Origin of the sequence: Actinomycetospora lemnae (genome assembly GCF_028737315.1) — a bacterium.
Taxonomy (GTDB): domain Bacteria; phylum Actinomycetota; class Actinomycetes; order Mycobacteriales; family Pseudonocardiaceae; genus Actinomycetospora; species Actinomycetospora lemnae.
The window spans coordinates 209,275-223,706 of record NZ_JAQZAO010000009.1 but is presented as its reverse complement, the minus strand read 5'-3'; the positions used below and the strand labels follow the sequence as shown (position 1 = coordinate 223,706).

Genomic DNA, 14,432 nt, shown 5'->3' with positions numbered 1-14,432 from the left:
TAGCGAGGCCGCGACCGCCGAGGCAGGCGCCGACAGGAGGACCCGCCACCGGCGGCGGACCGGTCAGCGCGGCTGGATCTCACCCATCGGACCGAAGCCGTCGTGCGGGGTGTCGATGTAGATGATCTGCGGCTGCGCCGACACGAGGTCGGGCGCCGCGTCGAAGAACTGCTTGACGTACGGCTGCGCCACGTGCGCCGCGCCCGCCTCGGCGTCCCGGAAGCCCTCGATGCAGACGTACTCGTTCTCGTCGGTGAGGCTGCGCGAGAACTTGAAGAACAGGCACCCCTCCTCGGAGTTGACGTCCTTCGCGTAGGAGTCGGCGAGGGCCAGCCACTCGTCGGTCTTCTCGGGCCGGATCGGCATGACGATGTTGATGAGGATCATCCGGGTGCTCCTTCGCGGCGACGACGTCGGTCATCGTCGTGAGGGCGCCGTCGGGCGGTCAAGATCCGCCGTCGTCGGTCAGGATCGGCCGCAGGTCGGGCCGTCGCGCCAGAGCTCGTCGGCCGTGCCGGCGGCGAGGGCCTCCTCGTAGATCTCCACCTTGGTGTGGATCACCGCGAGTGCCTCCTGCAGGTCCGCGACCTGCCGGGCCACCTTCTGCTCGTGCTCGCGGAGGATCGCGAACCGCTCCTCCTCGTTGCCGGGACCCTGCCGCACCAGGTCCACGTAGCGGTGGATCTCCGGCAGCGGCATCCCCGACGAGCGCAGCTTCGTGCAGACCCGGGCCCAGTGCGCCTGCTCCTCGGTGTAGAGCCGCCGGCCCGCCGCGTTGCGCCGGATCGGCCCGGCGAACAGGCCCTCCTGCTCGTAGAAGCGCAGCGTGTGGGTGGGCAGCCCGGTGCGCTCGCTGACCTCACCGATGCTCAGGAGCGCCTCTGTCTCGGTGGTCACAGTGCCCAGCCTACGACGTTGACTTCGAGTCGACTTGAACTCCTAGCGTCGCCGCCATGGCTACCACCTGGTTCATCACCGGCACCTCGTCGGGCTTCGGACGCCTGCTGACCGAGCGCCTCCTGGCCCGCGGCGACCGCGTCGCCGCCACCGTGCGCCGCCCCGGGACGATGGACGACCTGCGCGCCGAGCACGGCGACCGGCTCTGGGTCGGGCAGCTCGACGTCACCGACACCGAGGCCGTCCGCCGCGTCGTCGACGAGGCCTTCGCGGCGCTGGGCACCGTCGACGTCGTCGTCAACAACGCGGGCTACGGCGTGTTCGCGTCGGTCGAGGAGGCGGGCGACGAGCAGATCCGGCAGGTCATCGACACCAACCTGCTCGGCTCGATCCACGTCGTCCGCGCCGCGCTGCCGCACCTGCGCGCGCAGGGGCACGGACGCATCCTGCAGGTCTCGACCGCCGGCGGGCAGACGACCTACCCGAACTTCGCCTACTACCACGCCTCGAAGTGGGGCATCGAGGGCTTCGCCGAGACCGTCGCCCGCGAGATCGCGCCGTTCGGCATCGCGATGACCATCGTCGAGCCCGGGGCGACGCCGACCGGGTTCGGCGGGGCGCTGGTCACGGCGCCGGTCATGCCGGAGTACGAGGACACACCGGCGGGGGAGGTGCGCCGCGCCCTGAACGGCGGTGGCTTCACGCTGCCCAACGACGCCGACAAGATCGCCGACGCCGTGGTCGACCTCATCGACAGCGGGGCCACCCCGCTGCGCCTGCCGCTCGGGTCGGACACCTACGACGACGTGCGCGCCTCGCTGGTCGCCCGGCTAGCCGAGCACGACGCCCAGCGCGAGGTCGCGTACTCGGTCGTGCGGGAAGACGCCTGACCACATCCCCGATTTCGGCGTGCCGAAATCGAGGATGTGGGGCGGCCATTTCCCCGAATCGTGAGTGCGCTCACGGGTGAATGGGGTGGAGCCTTTTCGGCTGCTATTGTCGGCGTCAGCGAAGGGGAGTAGCTCCCAACACCGCGGTCGACACACTGATGCTCCGGCGTCCGGCCGCGGGGGCCGTCGGACACCGGCGGCGGGCGAGACCTTCGGCGTCGACCCGTTGTCCACGGGTCGGGCCGGAGCGTGCGCCTCGGTCCGTCCCGACCGAGAGGAGCGCGCCCGTCGTGACCGGCTTCCTCGCCGCGACCGCCCTGAGCTTCGCCGTCATCTTCGTCGCCGAGCTGGGTGACAAGTCCCAGCTCATGGCGATGACGTTCGCGACCCGCTTCCGGGCCCTGCCGGTGCTGCTGGGGATCGGCGCGGCGACGGCGCTGACGCACGCCGTCTCGGTCGGGGTGGGCTACCTGCTCGGCGCCGCGATCCCCACGTTCTGGATCTCGCTGGTCGCCGCCGTCGCGTTCATCGCGTTCGGCCTGTGGACGCTGCGGGGCGACGCGCTGACCGAGGAGGAGAAGAACAAGAGCAGCGCCACCACCCGCTCGGCGTTCTTCACCGTCGGCGTCGCGTTCTTCCTCGCCGAGCTCGGCGACAAGACGATGCTCGCGACGATCACGCTCGCGACCCAGTACCCCGGTGCCGCCGGCGTCTCCGGGGTGTGGCTCGGCTCGACGATCGGGATGGTCGCCGCCGACGCGCTCGCGATCGTGCTGGGCCGGGTGCTCGGGCGGAAGCTGCCCGACAAGGTCATCCGGATCGGCGCCGCGGTCCTCTTCTTCGTCTTCGGGATCTGGCTCGCCGTCGAGGCCTTCGCGGGCTGACCCCCACCGGTCAGGCGGTGACCGGCGGCAGGGCGACCACCTGCGAGCCGTAGGTCAGGCCGGCGCCGAACCCCGCGAGCAGGGCGACCTGCCCGGGCTCGGCGTCGCCGTCCCGGAGCAGGGCGTGCATCGCCAGCGGCACCGAGGCCGCCGAGGTGTTGCCGGCGCGGACGACGTCGCGGGCGACGACGACGCGGTCGGGCAGCGCGAGGGCGCGCACGAGGGCGTCGGTGATCCGGTTGTTGGCCTGGTGGGGCACGAAGGCGTCGAGGTCGTCGACGGTCACGCCGGCGGCGGCGAGCGCCTTCTCGGCGACCGGCGCGATCTGCGTGCTCGCCCAGCGGAACACCGTGGGCCCCTGCATGCGCAGGCCCGGCACCGGTCCCTCCGGGTCCGCGAGGCCGTCGCGCCAGCTGGGGCGGTGTGCGATGAGGTCGGCCTGGCTGCCGTCGGCGCCCCAGACAGCGGGACCGACGCCGGGCTCGTCGCTCGGCCCGACGACCACCGCGCCCGCGCCGTCGCCGAAGAGGAAAGCCGTCGAGCGGTCGGTGAGGTCGAGCAGGTCGGTCATGCGCTCGACGCCGACGAGCAGGACGTGGCGCGCCGTCCCGGCCCGGATCATGGCGCGGGCCATCTCGAGGCCGTAGGAGAAGCCCGAGCACGCGGCGCCGAGGTCGACGGCCGCGCCGGTGACGCCGAGACGGTCGGCGAGCCGGGTCGAGACCTGCGGGCAGGCGGTGTCCGGCGACATGGTCGCCACCACGACGACGTCGATCTCGGCGGGGGAGACGGCGGCGACCTCGAGGGCGTCGCGGGCGGCCGCGGCACCCATGTCGACGACGGTCTCGTCGTCCGCGGCGACCCCGCGGGTGCGGATGCCGGAGCGCGCGACGACCCACTCGGGGTCGACGTCGATGCGCGCGCACACCTCCTCGTTGGTCGCGTACCGGCGGGGCCGGAACGCGCCGAGGCCCAGCAGGCGGGCGTCGCCGCCCTCGGGGCATCGGACCTGGATCGGAGTGCGGTGCACGGACGGCTCCCGGTGATCGGCGTGGGCCGGTGACGGCCCACATCCCACGGTGAGGGGCGTCGTCGGTTACTCGGAAGTCCTACTATCCGGTACGCGGATGTCGTGGATCACAGCGACGCGGGCGCCGGGTCCGGGGAGCGCCCGATCGCGAGCCTGGCGTCGATTCATCAACCTGGGGTGCGCTGCCGGCCACAGCGTCCTGCGCCGACCGCGCCCACGCTGTCCGCCGTCCGCACGCTCTTCACCCGTGCCCGTTTCGTCGAGATCGGTCGCGCTCATCCCGCGGCACCCGGCCGCGTCGAGTCCGCGGCGCCGCCGGACGAGTCCTGCGATCGCGGGGCGACCCCGCCCCGGCGGAGGCCGTAGCCCGCGTGTCGCGGAGTCGGCGAATCCCCGGGGCCGAGGGCCCGACATCCACGTGAGACGAGGAACGTCGACGATGACGCAGACACGACCAGGCTGGGTGGAGTACCGGGGGCGGACGCTCTACGACGCGCACGGCAGCAAGATCGGCCGGATCGTCGAGATCTATCTCGACCAGGAGGGCGGGCAGGCCGAGTGGGCGCTCGTGCACACCGGTCTGCTCGGGACGAAGCAGACGTTCGTGCCGCTGCGCGGGGCACAGGCCGAGGGCGACGACCTGCGCGCCCAGGTGCGCAAGGAGCAGGCGCAGGAGGCGCCCCACATCGACGCCGACTCGGAGCTCTCCGAGGGCGACGAGCAGCGACTCTTCCAGCACTACGAGATCCCCTACACCGACGAGGGCTCCACGACCGCCCGCGGCGGCGCAGACTCCGGCACGGGCGCGACCGGGGGCGAGTCGTCGTGGACCGGCCGGCAGCCCGAGCAGGGCCGGGCACAGGGCGAGGAGCGCGCCGCGGGTCGGGGCGAGGGCCACGACGTGTCCGGGCCGAACACCGACGAGGCGATGACGCGCTCGGAGGAGGAGCTGCGGGTCGGTACCGAGACCCGCGAGCGCGGCCGGGCGCGACTGCGCAAGTACGTGGTCACCGAGACCGAGACCCACACCGTGCCGGTCTCGCGCGAGGAGGTGCGGGTCGAGCGCGAGCCGATCACGGAGGCCAACCGGGACGCCGCCACCGACGGCCCCGCGATCTCCGAGGAGGAGCACGAGGTCGTCCTCCACGAGGAACGGCCCGTGGTGGGCAAGGAGACCGTGCCCAAGGAACGCGTGCGCGTGAGCAAGGACGTCGAGCGCGAGCAGGAGCAGGTCTCCGACCAGGTCCGCAAGGAGCAGGTCGAGACCGACGACAGCACCGGTGACACGAGCCGCGGCGCCGAGCGCGGTGCCACGGAGACCGGGCCCCGTCGCTGACCCCGGGTCCCCGGGACCCACGCCACCCGCGCCGCGGGTGGCGTGGGCCCGAGGACTCCCCACCGATCCGACAGTTCTCGACGGTTTCGTGCCGCAGCCCGATCGGGCAACGCGGGCCCGGCCGGGAACCGACCGAGGAGAAATCCCATGCTGACCGCAGCCGCACCCTCCGGTGGAGGAGGGTTCGACATCGTGCAGAGCCTGCAGAATGCGTTCACGACATTGTTGGACTACGTGCCCAACGTGATCGGCGCCCTGCTGGTGCTGGTCATCGGTTACGTCATCGCTCGGCTGCTCCGTGCCGGCATCAGCCGCTTGCTGCGGCGTGTGCGACTCGACGAGAAGCTGACCCACGGCCGGGGCGGTGAGTACGTCGCGCGGTTCAGCCCGCAGGGCAAGCCCTCGCAGCTGGTCGGGCTCGTCGTGCAGTACGTGCTCATGGTGTTCGTCGTCGTCTCCGCGGTCGGCACGCTGAACATCCCCGCGGTCACCGGGTTCGTGGACCTGGTGCTCTCGTACCTGCCGAACGTGCTCGCGGCGCTCCTGATCTTCCTGGTCGCCGCCGCGATCGCCGCCGCCGTCGGCGGGCTGGTGCACCGCACCATGGGCGACACCCCGACCGGTCGCGTCGCCCGTTCCGCGGCGCCGACGCTGGTCATGGTGATCGCCGTCTTCATGATCCTGACCCAGCTCGGCATCGCGGAGACCATCGTCACCGCCACCTACATCGCGCTGATCGGCGCGGTCGCCCTGGGTTCGGCGCTGGCCTTCGGCCTCGGGGGCCGCGACGCCGCCAAGGACCTCATCGACTCGGGCTACCGCAACGCCCAGCAGCAGTCCGACCAGGTCCGACGCGACGTGCAGGCCGGGCAGGAGCGTGCCCGCGCCGAGGCGCAGCAGTACACGCAGCAGTACGCCCCGGCCGGTGGTGGCGCCCGCGCGGCGGGTGCCGACGAGCCCACGGAGTGGGTCACCCGCCCGGGTGACGCCGACTCCGAGCCGACGCGGGCCAACGGCCGGCCCTGACCATCCGACCCCGCGCGCGCGGGGAGCCCGCGATGACGCCCCGGCACCCGGCGCGGGTGCCGGGGCGTCGTCGTGACGAGCAGAGGAGAACGACGATGAGCGAACCCGACGACCGGCGGCGCGGAGCCGTCGCCGCCGGCGGATCCGCAGGAGACGCCGCGGGTGGCGGGAACCGGGCCGGCGCCGCCCGTGCCGGTGGCGGAGTGGCCGGTGCCGCCGGTGCCGGTTCCGGAGCGGCCGGAGCGGCCGGAGCGGCCGGTGCCGGCGGGGCCCGGGGGGCCGGTGCCGGTGGTGCCGGTGCTGGAGGCCCCCGAGGCCGGCGCCCGTGGTGGGCGTGGCTGTTGCTGGCCCTCCTGGCCCTGGTCGTCATCGGGCTGATCCTGCTGCTCACCTCCCGGTGCGGGCCGGAGGGTTCCGGACCGCCGCCGGGCCAGGCCGGGGCACCCGGGGCGAGCGGGCAGGCCGCCCCGGGTGCTCCGGGCGCCGGCGTGCCCGGGCAGGCGCCCCCGGCCGGGCCGGCGCCGGGTGCGGCTGCTCCGGGTGGTGCCGGTGCTCCGGCTGCCGGTGCTCCGGGTGCTGCGGGTGTTCCCGAGGGCTCGGGGACCCCGGGCGGTGCCGGTGCGCCGGGCAACGGCGGGGGAGACCCCGCGGCCGTGTCCGCGCGCGTCCAGGAGATCCTCGCCGCCTCGCCGGTGACCTTCCGGCCCGACAGCCCCGAGCTCACCGCCGCCGGGGCGCGCACGGTGGACCAGGTCGCCGAGGAGCTGGCGGGCGCCCCGAACGCGCGGGTGACCGTCACCGGCTACACCGCGCCGGTCAGCCGCGGCATCGGGCCGGCGGCGCAGCCGCTGTCCGACCAGCGTGCGCAGGCCGTGGCCGAGCGCCTGGGCCGCGAGGGCGTCGACCCGGGCCGGATCGAGGCCCGCGGCGCCGCCGACAGCAACCCGCGTCCGGACGTGGCGGAGAGCCGGCGCGTCGAGATCACCGTGTCCTGAGTCCGCACCCCGACGGCACCGGGCCTCCCGCCTCGCGGCGTGGGGCCCGGTGCCGTCGTCGTCACGGCGTCGTCACGGCGTCGACACGGCGTCGACACGGCGTCGACGAGGCCGCGTGACCGAGATGTCCTCCGAGGACCGCGCGCGGTGGCAGGCCGTCTGCGCCACGGATGCAGGCGGTGGGGCCGGATGCGCGCCCCGATCCGGTGGCCGGACCAGTCAGCCCGCCGCCGAGGCCTTCGTCACCGGGATCCGCCGTCGGTGGACGTGGACCGGACGGCCCGGCTGGGCAGTCCTTCCCCACTCACCAACGGGGACGAGGAGCCAGACATGCCCGACCGCCACGTGCAACCCTCCGACGGCGAATGGACCGTCACGGTCCCGGGGGACGACCAGGTCACCGCCCGGACCGCCACCGAGGTGGAGGCCGTCGAGCGCGCCGTCACCATCGTCGCCGAGCACGGTGGCGGCCAGGTCGTCGTGCACGGCGAGGGCGGCGAGGTGCTCGACACCCGCCACGTCGACGCCGACACCGAGGACGTCAGCCGCACCGCCGCGGAGATCGCCGAGAACACCGGGGTCGAGGGCGCGATCGAGGCCGTCGAGAGGGCCCGCGGCGAGCACAGCGACGGCGACGGGGGTGGGGACGCCGCCGTGGGCGCCACGACCGACACCACCGCCGCCCCCACGACCGACGCCACCACCGGCATCGCGACCGAGCCCACGACCGGTATCGCGACCGACTCCACGGCCGGCATCACCGCGGACCCGGCCGACGCCGCCGTCCTGACGGGGCACACCCCCGAGGCCGTGCACGCGGTGGGCGGCGTCGACCAGGACGACGCCGGCGACGCGGACAGCGAGTCGGACAGCGAGTCGGACAGCGACCGGGACCTCGCCGACGAGGCCCGCGAGGCGGCGCAGGACGCGGGCGAGGAGGCACGGAACCTCGCCGCGGAGACGGTCGACGCGACCGAGGACGTCGCCGCCGAGGCGTCGACCGCCGCCACCCGGGTCGCGGGCCACACCAGCACCGCGGCCCGCCACGCGGGCGCCACCGCCGGCGCCGCCGCGTCGGGCATCGGCGACGAGGCGGAAGCCGTCGCGGAGGGCGACAAGAGCCTGGAGGCCGCCGCGAAGGACACCGCGTCCATCGCGCAGACCACCGCCGGCCAGGTCGCCGACCAGGCCGAGGGCACCGCGCGCGAGGTGGCCGGGGAGACCCGCGCCGCGGGTCGCCGTGCCGCCGCCCGCGTCGACGCCACCGCGCGTGAGGCGAGCGAGGACCTGGTGGCCGGTGCCGATCGCGCCGCCCGCCTCGGGGCGGAGGCCGCCGAGCAGGCCGACGACACCGCCGACCGCGTCCACCGGCAGATCGTCGCCGTCACCGAGGCCGTCGCGGTCCCCCTGGACCAGCTCGCCCACGCCCTCAACCCCGTCCGTCTGACCGGCCGCGTCGTCGACGTCCTGGTGACGGGCGGGCTGCACCTCGTGGGTGCGGGTGCGAGCCGTGGCACGGCCGCCGCCCAGCAGGGCGCCCACCAGGTGACCGGCCGCTGATGTCGCCGACCGGCCCGTCCCACCGCGGGACGGGCCGGTCGTGCGTCTCCGTGGAGGGGCTCAGACGGCCCCGGCGCTGAGGTGCTGGTCGACGGCCCTCACCCGGGATCGACGTCGCGCCGCCGAGCGCGGGCCCCCGGGGGCGACGGCGACCGGAAGCCCTCCGCGGCCGCTCCCCGCACCTGCTCCGGGAGCCGCGTGGGCGGGCGCGCGTCGCGGTGGCGCGCGACCGAGGGGAGCAGCCGCTCGTGGCCGGTGCTCGACCAGTCGAGCATGAGCAGGGTGGCGTCGTCCTGGAGCACGCCGCCCTGGTGCTCGAGGACGGCGGCCGCCAGGCGACGGAGGGTCTCCGGCGCGGAGACCTCGTCGAGCTCGGCCCGCTCGCTGAGGTCAGCGAGGCGACGGTCGCCGAAGAACCGCCCCGCCGTGTCGCGCGCCTCGGTGATCCCGTCGGAGTAGAACACCACCCGGTCGTCGGGCTCGAGCCACTCCACCGCCACCTCGGCGGAGGCCGGGCGCCCGCCGGGGACGACCCCGAGCGGGAACCGCGGCGAGGCACCGAACGCCTCGACCAGGTGCCCCTGGCGCAGCAGGAGCGGGGGCGGGTGACCGGCGACGAGGTAGCGCAGCTCGCCGGTGCCGAGGTCCAACCGGGCCAGTACGGCGGTCACGAAGCGCGGCGGGGTCCCGGCGGCCTGCATCTGGACGTCCGCCTCGGCGGCGAGCGCGGCGAGGTCCGCCACCCCGCGCCGCCGGGCGTTGCGGATGGCGCTGACGGCCAGGGCGGTGGCGCTCCCGGCGGCGAGATCGTGACCGACGCCGTCGAACACCGCGACGTAGGCCGTCTGGGCGTCGACCACGTAGTCGTAGGCGTCGCCGGCCACCTGGTCGTAGGGCTCGAGCAGCGCGGTCACGACGACGTTGCCGGTGGCGAAGGTGCGCGGGGGCACCAGCTGCCAGAGCAGCTCGGCGGCGACGGACAGCGGCCGTGGCGCCCGGATGCGGCGGATGCGGTCGCTGTAGGGCAGCTTGCCGATCGCGATGTGCCCCATCACCCCGGACAGTGTCCAGCAGCGGCGGCGCAGCTCCAGGTCGTCGACCACGTCCGGGTCGAGGTCGAGACGCACCACACCGGCCCGCTCGGTGCCGTCCAGCATCGGCACCCACAGCACCCGACGTCCCTCGTCGCTGAAGCCCGCGACGAACTCGCCGTGCTGGAACGCCCGGCCGGCGAGCGTCCCCTCCACCGGGACGGGCGGCGGCGGGTCGGCCCGCACCGAGGTCAGCACCTCCTGGCCCAGGTCCACGAGCAGCACCTCGGCACGCAGGCCCCGGGGCGCGACGATCTCGTCGACCATCGTCGACAGGTCCTCGCCGACGACCAGGTGGGAGCGGTCCGTCAACGCGGTGAGGACGTCGCCCCAGTCCTGCCTGTCCGTCCGCACCCCCGGACCCTACGGTGAGCCGTCGCCGACCCGTCTCCTGCGTGGGGCACGAGCCGCAGGGTGCGCCGGGTGGTCACGGTCCGCGGGTGGGGAGTCAGCTGGGAGGAGAGCAGATGCACCCGCGCGACCACGCGGAGACGCGCGTCGCGGTGCAGAACCGGCGCCCGAGAGCGTCGTGGTCCGACCACGGGTGCGGGCACACCGAGCACGTCACGTCGTCGGTGCGCTGGTCCTCGTCGGCTCGTGCTGCGGGGTCGCTGATCGCGCTCACTGGGGTCCTTGGTCGTGCTGTCGGGAGCGATGTGCTGGGCCCGTCCGAGGACGGACGGCCCGGGGGATCAGGACGATGCCGTCCCGGGCCCGGCCGCCAGCAGCTCGGCGGTGGCGTGCCGGTCGCCCGCCTCCGACGCCGCGTCGAGCGCCGCCTCGGCGGCGGGTCCGGACGTCTCGGGCGGCACGACGAGCAGGACGATCCGGGCGCCGGTGGCCCCGACGACGGTCAGCGTGTGCGGGTCGGTCGTCCGGAATCCCTCGAGCCGCACCCGGCTGGACGGCAGGCGACGTGGTGCGCGGTCCCAACCACCGAGGTGGTAGCTGACACGGGCGACCGGCCCGACGCGCAGTCCCAGCTCGGTCAACATCGTCGGCAGCTCGGCCGGCAGGTCGCGTGAGTGCGGCCACCACCCACCGTCGACGTGGCCCGACACGGGAGCCACGGGCTTCAGCCGCAGGCGTCCGGAGGGGGTCACGTCGTCGGCCGGGCCGGCGACCGTGGGGGTCGGTGTACTCGGGGCCGGGCTCATGGCCGGCACTCCCGTCTCCGGTCCGTGGACCGGGCCAGAACTACGCCGACGACGACGACGGCTCGAGCGCCGACGTGCGGGGAACCGCGGTGACCTCCACCGTACTCGGTCCCGCGGCGGCAGCACGGTCCGTCAGCGGACGACCACCGGGCGCCCGCCGGCGCCGGGTCCTCAGGTGCGGCGACCCGAGCGGTTGCTCAGCGCCTGCTCGCTGGAGTCGCGCACGCCGACGACCTCCGAGTGCCGGATCAAGGTGCCGTCGGGTGCCGTCGTGGACCCCGTCGGATCGCTCTGCTCGAAGACCTCGGCGAAGTGCTGGAGGAGCCGCTCCGCGTCCGCGTCGTCGACACCCTGCAGGACGATCTCGTGCCCGCCCCGCAGGAGAACCGTCATCCGCCTGCTCATCACCGCGTACCTCTCGTCGCCGCCACCGTCGCACGAACGGGCCGCGATGTCAGCGCCGACCCGTCAGCGGGGCCCGACGGAGGCGGGGCTCGCCGGCCGGGACGGCGCCGGAGGGGTCGCGCGACGTGACACGGGGCGCAGGCGGAGGAACAGGAAACCGTCCTCCTCGCACACCGACACCGGGGCGAGGCGGGGGGCGCGCGGCAACGGCGGGCCGGAGAGGATGCGCCCGGCGTCGCCGCCGGCCATCACCGGGGACACGGTCAGGCACAGCTCGTCGATCAGGTCCGCCCGCGCCAGCTGCGCGTTCAGCGTGGGGCCGCCCTCGGCGAGCACCGACGCGTGACCGCGGCGCCCCAGTTCGCACAGCGCGACGGGCAGGTCGACGTCCTCTCCACCGGCCACGAGGACGTCGGCCACCTCGGCGGCGCGTTCTCGCCGCTCCCGGGGTGCGGCGGCGACGGTGACGACGACGGGCCGCACGGGTGCCGCGGTGAACAACGGGGCGTCGAGGTCGAGCCGGCAGGAGCGGGTGACGACGACCAGCGGCACCGACGCCGGCCCGTAGCCCTCGGCACGGACCGTGCCGGCGGCCACCAGGATCGCGTCGGCGAACGAGCGCAGCGCGGTGAACACCCGGTGGTCACCGGCGCCGCCGAGGGGCCCGGAGACCCCGCCGAGGGTGATCGCCCCGTCCACACTGGCGATCATGTTCAGTCGGAGGGCGGGCCGGCCGTCGGCGGTCGGCAGGTCGGCGTAGACCTCGTGCGGGTCCACCGGGTCGAGGGGACACGGGAGGAGCTGGCGCATCCTGTGTCGTCCAGCAGCCCGGTCGGACCGTTACGTGCCGGCTACCGCGCCAGGTAGCCGCCGTCGACGACCAGGGTGGACCCGGTCACGTAGGACGCCGCTCCCGAGGCCATCCACACCACGGCGGCGGCGATCTCCCCCGGGTCGGCGATGCGGCCCAGGGGCACCTGCGCGAGGAGCTCCCCGCTGACCGCCGAGGTCATGCCGGTCCGGGTGACCCCCGGTGCCACCGCGTTCACGCGCACTCCGTGCGGCGCCAGCTCCAGCGCCGCACTGCGGGTCAGGCCCTCGACGCCGTGCTTCGCCGCGGTGTAGGCGCCGTTCTGCGCCATGCCCGTCTCGGCCAGCATCGACGAGGTGTTGACGATGCACCCGGCACCCTGCGCGATCATCTGCCGGGCTTCGTGCTTGAGGCACCGCCACACCCCCACCAGGTCGACCTCCAGGACCCGCCCGAAGTCCTCCTCGGAGTACTCCCACAGCGGCTGGTAGGGACCGGGGACCCCGGCGTTGTTGTGGGCGACGTCGAGCCGGCCGAACGTGGCGACGGCGGTCGCGATCGCCCGCTCGACCTCGTCGGGGCGTCGGACGTCCGCGTGGAGGTGCACCATCTCGTCGGGCAGCTCGGCCAACCGCGCCGCGTCCACGTCGAGGGCCGCGACGCGCGCCCCGGCCCCGAGGAACGCCAAGGCGCTGGCGCGCCCGATACCCGAGGCGGCGCCGGTGACCAGCACCGCCGACCCCTCCATGGGGCGACCCTACTCAGGACACGCCCACGGGCACGCCGCGCTGTGCCGGCACGTGCGCGTCGAGACGGTCGACGAGGTGGTCGGCCACCCGCAGCGCGTTCGCGATGATGGTCAGCGTCGGGTTCACCGCCGACGAGGAGACGAAGAAGCTGGAGTCGACCACGTAGAGGTTGTCCAGCTCGTGCATCCGGCAGTCCCGGTCCAGTGCCGAGCCGGCGGGGTCGGCGCCGAAGCGCACCGTCCCGTTCTGGTGCGCGACCCCGGAGATCCCCAGCCGGCCCCCGCGGTAGCCGTAGCCCTCGAGGACCTCCTCGCGGCACCGGATGCTCGAGAGCAGGCCGGTGAACTTCTCCCGCAGCCGACGGTGGGCGTCGAGGTTGGTCGGGGTGTAGCGCAGCGAGATGTCCCCGTCGCCGTCGACGACGACCTGGTTGCCGGGCAGCGGCAGGTCCTCGGTGGTCAGCCAGAAGTCCATCGCGTGCCGCGCGAGGTCGGCCGGGTCCTCGGCCTCGGGCGCGTCGAACCCGATCAGCGTGGCGTCGGACTTGCCCAGCATCTGCATGGCACCCAGCGGCGGGCCGCCGTCACCGTCGTCGAAGTAGTAGTCGTTGATGCCGAGCGTCTTCTGGAACTTCGTCGGGTTGGGGACGGTGGAGAAGGCGATCAGCGAGGAGTTGTTGTGCATCATCAGGTGCCGTCCGACGACGCCGCTGCCGTTGCCGAGCCCGGCGGGGTGGGTGTCGCTGGCGCTGCGCAGCAGCAGCGCCGCCGAGTTGATCGCCCCGCCGGCGACGGCGACGATGTCCGCCGAGTACTCCTCGCGGGCGCCGTCGCGCTCCACCACGACACGGTCGACCGTGCGCCCCGACGGGTCGGTCTCCAGGCGCGTGACCCGGGCCCCGGTGAGCAGCGTGACGTTCGGGTGCCGCAGCGCCGGCTCCACGCAGATCGTCTGGGCGTCGGCCTTGCCGTTGGTGATGCAGGGGTAGCCGTCGCAGGTCGCGCAGCGCACGCAGGGCGAGGTCTGCATGGCCGCCTCGTCCATGAGGATGCCGTTGGGCAGCGGGAACGGGTGCAGACCGATCCGTGTCAGGTCGTCCTCGAGCTGCGCGATGCGGGGTTCGTGGCTGATCGGGGGGTAGGGATAGGGGCTCGCCGAGGGCGGGTCGGTCGGGTCCACGCCCCGGCGGCCGTGGACCTGGTAGAGCTGCTCCGCCCTCGTGTAGTAGGGCTCGAAATCGGTGTACGACAGCGGCCAGGCGGGGGAGACGCCGTCGACGTGGGCCACGACCCCGAAGTCGCGTTCGCGCATCCGGAAGAGGATCGCTCCGTAGACCTTCGTGTTCCCGCCGACGTAGTAGTGCTGCTTGGGGGTGAACCGCTTGCCGGTCGTGGCGTCGGTCCACGTGCCGGAGTTGCTGTAGCGCCCGTCGAGCCACACCGAGGCCGGGTCCCAGTTCTCGATCTCCCGAGGGAGCCGCTCACCGCGCTCGAGCAGCAGGATGCGCTTGCCGGTGGGCGCCAGGGCGTGGACGAGGGTGCCACCGCCGGCGCCGGAGCCGATGACGATGACGTCGTAGTGGTCGGACATGAGGGCTCTGC

The 14,432-nt window shown here is 74.3% G+C and carries 16 protein-coding genes; 6 read left to right on the top strand and 10 right to left on the bottom strand.

The features are described 5' to 3' along the window. Nucleotides 1–63: 63 nt before the first annotated feature. Both PGB27_RS21085 and PGB27_RS21080 read right to left on the bottom strand, forming a co-directional pair. Nucleotides 64–387, bottom strand: coding sequence for a putative quinol monooxygenase (locus PGB27_RS21085; RefSeq protein ID WP_274202363.1), 324 nt, complete (start codon nucleotides 385–387; stop codon nucleotides 64–66). A gap of 78 nt (nucleotides 388–465) precedes the next feature. Then, nucleotides 466–897 carry a MerR family transcriptional regulator gene (locus PGB27_RS21080; RefSeq protein ID WP_274202362.1) on the bottom strand — a complete coding sequence of 144 codons (432 nt, stop codon included), beginning with the start codon at nucleotides 895–897 and terminating at the stop codon, nucleotides 466–468. A gap of 56 nt (nucleotides 898–953) precedes the next feature. On the opposite strand from PGB27_RS21080, the gene PGB27_RS21075 reads away from it, so the two are divergent. After that, entirely contained in the window at nucleotides 954–1,787 is an 834-nt protein-coding gene (locus tag PGB27_RS21075) for an SDR family oxidoreductase (RefSeq protein WP_274202361.1), read from the top strand. Nucleotides 1,788–2,077: 290 nt separating this feature from the next. Continuing rightward, nucleotides 2,078–2,671, top strand: coding sequence for a TMEM165/GDT1 family protein (locus PGB27_RS21070; RefSeq protein WP_274202360.1), 594 nt, complete (start codon nucleotides 2,078–2,080; stop codon nucleotides 2,669–2,671). Between the two features lie 10 nt (nucleotides 2,672–2,681). On the opposite strand, the gene PGB27_RS21065 is transcribed toward PGB27_RS21070, so the two are convergent. Continuing rightward, a complete protein-coding gene (locus PGB27_RS21065; RefSeq protein ID WP_274202359.1) occupies nucleotides 2,682–3,701 on the bottom strand; it encodes a beta-ketoacyl-ACP synthase III in 1,020 nt (339 codons plus the stop codon). A 439-nt stretch (nucleotides 3,702–4,140) separates the two neighbouring features. Between PGB27_RS21065 and PGB27_RS21060 the strand changes: the two genes are divergently transcribed. From PGB27_RS21060 to PGB27_RS21045, 4 genes are all read left to right on the top strand, one after another. Further along, nucleotides 4,141–5,037, top strand: coding sequence for a PRC and DUF2382 domain-containing protein (locus PGB27_RS21060; protein ID WP_274202358.1), 897 nt, complete (start codon nucleotides 4,141–4,143; stop codon nucleotides 5,035–5,037). A 147-nt stretch (nucleotides 5,038–5,184) separates the two neighbouring features. Further along, nucleotides 5,185–6,063 carry a mechanosensitive ion channel family protein gene (locus PGB27_RS21055; RefSeq protein ID WP_274202357.1) on the top strand — a complete coding sequence of 293 codons (879 nt, stop codon included), beginning with the start codon at nucleotides 5,185–5,187 and terminating at the stop codon, nucleotides 6,061–6,063. Nucleotides 6,064–6,404: 341 nt separating this feature from the next. Next, nucleotides 6,405–7,058 carry an OmpA family protein gene (locus PGB27_RS21050; RefSeq protein WP_274202356.1) on the top strand — a complete coding sequence of 218 codons (654 nt, stop codon included), beginning with the start codon at nucleotides 6,405–6,407 and terminating at the stop codon, nucleotides 7,056–7,058. Between the two features lie 330 nt (nucleotides 7,059–7,388). Beyond that, nucleotides 7,389–8,618: a DUF2188 domain-containing protein gene (locus PGB27_RS21045; protein WP_274202355.1), complete on the top strand. Its 1,230-nt coding sequence runs from the start codon at nucleotides 7,389–7,391 to the stop codon at nucleotides 8,616–8,618. Between the two features lie 98 nt (nucleotides 8,619–8,716). Here the strand turns inward: PGB27_RS21045 and PGB27_RS21040 are convergent, their stop codons facing one another. The 7 genes from PGB27_RS21040 to PGB27_RS21015 all read right to left on the bottom strand — a co-directional run bounded on the left by PGB27_RS21040 (nucleotide 8,717) and on the right by PGB27_RS21015 (nucleotide 14,421). Beyond that, nucleotides 8,717–10,063 (bottom strand): PP2C family protein-serine/threonine phosphatase, encoded by a 1,347-nt coding sequence (locus PGB27_RS21040; protein WP_274202354.1) that lies wholly within the window; start codon nucleotides 10,061–10,063, stop codon nucleotides 8,717–8,719. A 94-nt stretch (nucleotides 10,064–10,157) separates the two neighbouring features. Then, nucleotides 10,158–10,334 (bottom strand): RGCVC family protein, encoded by a 177-nt coding sequence (locus PGB27_RS29470; protein WP_408630104.1) that lies wholly within the window; start codon nucleotides 10,332–10,334, stop codon nucleotides 10,158–10,160. Nucleotides 10,335–10,401: 67 nt separating this feature from the next. Next, nucleotides 10,402–10,866, bottom strand: a complete 465-nt coding sequence (locus PGB27_RS21035; protein ID WP_274202353.1) for a DUF5994 family protein — start codon at nucleotides 10,864–10,866, stop codon at nucleotides 10,402–10,404. A gap of 171 nt (nucleotides 10,867–11,037) precedes the next feature. Beyond that, nucleotides 11,038–11,259, bottom strand: a complete 222-nt coding sequence (locus PGB27_RS21030; RefSeq protein WP_274202352.1) for a hypothetical protein — start codon at nucleotides 11,257–11,259, stop codon at nucleotides 11,038–11,040. A gap of 75 nt (nucleotides 11,260–11,334) precedes the next feature. Continuing rightward, a complete protein-coding gene (locus tag PGB27_RS21025) occupies nucleotides 11,335–12,048 on the bottom strand; it encodes a dihydrofolate reductase family protein (protein WP_274202351.1) in 714 nt (237 codons plus the stop codon). Nucleotides 12,049–12,122: 74 nt separating this feature from the next. Next, on the bottom strand, nucleotides 12,123–12,830 hold the full coding sequence (locus PGB27_RS21020; protein ID WP_274202350.1) for an SDR family NAD(P)-dependent oxidoreductase: 708 nt from the start codon (nucleotides 12,828–12,830) through the stop codon (nucleotides 12,123–12,125). A gap of 13 nt (nucleotides 12,831–12,843) precedes the next feature. Further along, nucleotides 12,844–14,421: a GMC oxidoreductase gene (locus tag PGB27_RS21015; RefSeq protein WP_274202349.1), complete on the bottom strand. Its 1,578-nt coding sequence runs from the start codon at nucleotides 14,419–14,421 to the stop codon at nucleotides 12,844–12,846. Nucleotides 14,422–14,432: the final 11 nt, after the last annotated feature.